Source organism: Domibacillus robiginosus (assembly GCF_000966195.1).
GTDB lineage: Bacteria > Bacillota > Bacilli > Bacillales > Domibacillaceae > Domibacillus > Domibacillus robiginosus.
Map to the genome: position 1 here is coordinate 1 of NZ_LAHL01000070.1, position 3676 is coordinate 3676.

Annotated in this window: 5 protein-coding genes; 1 reads left to right on the forward strand and 4 read right to left on the reverse strand. The window is 37.9% G+C overall.

Annotated features, from left to right (window positions below):
• The 3 genes from VP97_RS24385 to VP97_RS21950 all read right to left on the reverse strand — a co-directional run.
• Positions 1-192, reverse strand: a 192-nt coding sequence (locus VP97_RS24385; protein WP_216594942.1) for a hypothetical protein, incomplete at its 3' end; no start/stop codon positions are given.
• 40 nt (positions 193-232) lie between these two features.
• A complete protein-coding gene (locus tag VP97_RS21945) occupies positions 233-526 on the reverse strand; it encodes a hypothetical protein (RefSeq protein WP_156153594.1) in 294 nt (97 codons plus the stop codon).
• Positions 527-637: 111 nt separating this feature from the next.
• Positions 638-1654: a protein rep gene (locus VP97_RS21950; protein WP_425388517.1), complete on the reverse strand. Its 1017-nt coding sequence runs from the start codon at positions 1652-1654 to the stop codon at positions 638-640.
• Between the two features lie 362 nt (positions 1655-2016).
• On the opposite strand from VP97_RS21950, the gene VP97_RS23550 reads away from it, so the two are divergent.
• The gene (locus VP97_RS23550) at positions 2017-2154 is read left to right on the forward strand and encodes a sporulation histidine kinase inhibitor Sda (protein WP_082220502.1); all 138 of its coding nucleotides are present in this window, start codon (positions 2017-2019) and stop codon (positions 2152-2154) included.
• Positions 2155-2212: 58 nt separating this feature from the next.
• Here VP97_RS23550 and mobV read toward each other — a convergent pair whose 3' ends face one another.
• Positions 2213-3487 carry a MobV family relaxase gene (gene mobV / locus VP97_RS21955; RefSeq protein WP_156153595.1) on the reverse strand — a complete coding sequence of 425 codons (1275 nt, stop codon included), beginning with the start codon at positions 3485-3487 and terminating at the stop codon, positions 2213-2215.
• Positions 3488-3676 lie beyond the last annotated feature (189 nt).

Consider the following 3676-nt stretch of genomic DNA (forward strand, 5'->3'; position numbering starts at 1 on the left):
CTGAAAAATCTCCACCCTTTTCCCCTTGCCCCTTTTTATTTTTGCCGTTCTGTTTTGCTTACAATCCGAGCAAACCAAAAACGAGGGTTTTGGTTGTCGGCTTATCGCAAAAGTGTACGGCAAAAACCGTTTGGCCCAGTCGCCCCAAATTTCTTTTTCGCTCTCAAAAAACAAACAATTCAAACCTTCCAATCCTCACACCCAAAAACAAGGAAAATCAAAAAAAGAAGCCTTATGGCTTCTCAATTTTATTTATAAAATCAACTATTTGCTCTTTCACTTCAATTTTGAAACACGCTACTCCTCTATAACCAGCCATCATTCCTTTAATTTCATCACTTACGACTGGCGTTGTACTCATATATACAAAAGGCTGGTTTTCTTTACTAGGCTCAACGTAATAGTCAGAGAATTTCTTTTGAGTTTCAGAGAATAAAGTTTCAGCTTTATCACCGTCTAAATAACGATCTAAAATTGTTCGAGGAGCTTTATTTTCTTCTTTCAAACTCACTTCAAAATTAATCACAAAAACCATTCCCCCTTTTCATTATCCGACACTTTTTTTGCCATTATATCTCAAATAGTTTCATTTTTCGGATTTTTTTAAAAATAAAAAAGATCCCTGAAAAGGGATCTTTCACTTTAAGACGTAATTTTTTAAACCTACATGCCAATAAGCCATAACCTCGATAGCACCATTTGCGATTTCATCAGCATTTTCCTCGCCAACACGAATCAAATCGCCGTCCTCAGCATCATCTAAATTTAATTCTTTATGTATCTCTTTTAGCAAGCCGCCGTAAGCGATCAGACGTTTATATGCTAAAGCATTATCCAAATCTAAAACCGTTTCGACATTATCCGTCGTGACAGAATTCCCCACGATCACATCTGAATCTTTGACAGGATATTTCGATACTTCCAGTATCGCATTTTGCTCTTCAACAGCTCTTTTTACATCCTGCTCGATCTCATTCAAATCAGGTGATTCCTTTTTTGCTTTTACCCTTTGCACATGAACAATTGGATCATAGTCGAGTTTCATTGCCTTGCGCCACATTGCTATCCATTCAGCCTGCTTAATATAATCTTTTGTAAAAAAGCTTGGTTTTACAGCTAAAAGCACATGAAAATGAGGATGATACGTTGCATACCACTCACTTTCTTTTTCTCGATTCTTTGTAACTTCCATTGCTCGAAAATAACCTTTTACCGACTTTTTGAATGCCGCATATCGAGAAAAATTATTCCATGCTTTCGTCATAACATCCATTGTGTTTTTTAATTCGCTTCCCTCTACATTCCGTACGGTCAACGTGAGAAAAATCCATTTTAAATTTTCACGTTCATTTGCTGCCTCTACGATCTGCTTATTGTGAAACGCAATTTTGAGTGATCGGCGCCAGTTACACATAGGGCATAACCTCACTTTGCAAAAATAAGCTTGGAACAGCTTTAATTTTTCTGCTGACTTTTTAAACAAAAGCGTATCGGCACATTGCTCCATACGCTCAGCTTTTTTGTTTAAGCCAGCTTCTCCATAATGTTCAGCCATCAGCAAAGATCGTTTTTTCTTTCCCTTCCAGTCACGATCTTTCCCGTTTGCTCTTGTGTCACGGAGAATGTTTATGTTATTATCTTTTTGTATACAAATAATAAAACCTCGCCTTCACGGGTGAGCCAAAAAAGCCCATTTGTTATTGGTTGGAAACTCGACACTTTCACCATAACAGATGGCTTTTTTTCTGTCTACCTTTAAAAAGTGCTCTCAGCCCTTGTGGCTCTAAGGCTGAACCCTGTTTTTAGTCATGAGAGTTGTTTCTATATAGTATCAAGTAAAGAAGAAACCCGTTTAAACCCTTGCTACGCAAGCGTTTAAACGATTTAAAAACATAAAAAAAAGACGACTTTAAAAAAGTCGTCTTTTTTTTATCCAAAAACGTTAAAATAACAATTCAGCCCTAAGTTTTTTTGGAAATTTGTAGGGTAAATACTCCTCAATACAGGAGGGATTACATGAAAAATATGACTGATGAACTTCTAATCGAAACATACAACAAAGCATTAAAATTGAACGCAGATACAGATTTCATACAGCTCATAGAACAAGAACTAAAAAAAAGAAATCTAGAATTAAAAAAAGAAAAAGCTTAGCTTCAAAGCCCGAAAACAAAAGCCCCCAATCGGAGGCTTTTTTATTTGATATTCGTGTTTAGCGTTCCAGTTCAAAATCATCTTTTAACCGGCGTTTTGGTTGTGCAGCCTTTTTTTCTAGTAACTCTTTTTCTTTTTCCTTCCAAGTCGCTTTTGCCTTTTCAGCAAAAGCCCTGGCTCCTTTATGTTCATCTTCAGGAACAAGCTCATATAATTTCTCAGACTTAATTATGGCTCTTCCAAAGTTCATAAAAATAGCACTCGCCCTTGCACTGCCAACGTACTCCTGCATTTTGTCCTTTGCGACTCCAATGTATTTCTGCGAATACCCTTTGATATTCTCAATAACTGTTACTAGATAATCTCTATGCTTTTCCAACTCTTTTGTATATTTTCTTGTACTCTCTAATTCTTTTTTTAATTCTTCTTTTTCCTGCTGTAATTTTTTATTTCGCTTAGCCAATTCTATATTTTTATCTTCAAACTCAACAAGCGACAGCAAATGTTTTATATTTTCATCGTTTAGGGCTTTATTTTCCGTTTTAAGGGCTTCTGACGCTTCAGCAAGGGTTTTTATACTCTCAAAGTCTGAAACGGCTAATTTGACCGTTTTCGAGCCAAATAGAGAGCCCTTCTCCACTTTCACTTCTTCCAACGGCTTCACTCGTTCTGCAGCCGTAGCCAATGCACGCAAATTTTTCTCTTTTTCCGCTACTTTAGCTTCCAGCTGAACAAGGTTTTCTTCCAGCTTCTCTTTTTTGAATTTGTGGACCTCAATATTTTTTCGGTCAGATGATTCACCGCGATCCAGTTCAAATCCTTTTTCATTCACGTATTCGTTAAAATCCGTCTGCAATTGAACCATAACCTGCTTGCCATTGAATATATCCTTTGCTGATAGCCTGTTATCGTCCGTTATAGGCGTGATTCCGAGGTGCATGTGAGGGTTGGCTTCATCCATGTGAACAGAAGCGTACAGGACGTTCTGCTGGCCGTATTTCTCCTGTATATGTTCAAGGCTCGTTTGAAAATATCGTTTTTGTTCTTCTGGAGACAACTGCTGCATGTATTCCGGACTTGCCGAAATCAAAAATTCACAGAGCACAACAGAATTATCACGAGGTTTTCTTTTTACCCGTTCAGCAATTTGAGACTTAACCACTTTTTCGTATCGAATATTTTCTTGATTCACTAAATCATAATTCAGTTTTGTCCGGTCCCGATCAATGTCCTTGTTGCTCGAATTTTTCCCTTGTCTTTGATTATGTTTTTGGATTCCCTGCAAATCGGCGCTCTTGAATTTTTGCATCCGAATAATTGAATATTGAGCCATTGCTGCACCCCATTTTCGACCACTAAATTTGGCTTGATCGTAACACAAAATCTCATTTTGGTATAGCACACTATACCAAATTCCATTTGGTGTGTGGTCTGCGACGCCTTTTTTCGGCACGCCGAAAAGCACGCCCAGGCGTGCCAGTTCACGAGCCAAGCCCACTTAAAAAGGCGCAAGGTTCGGGTC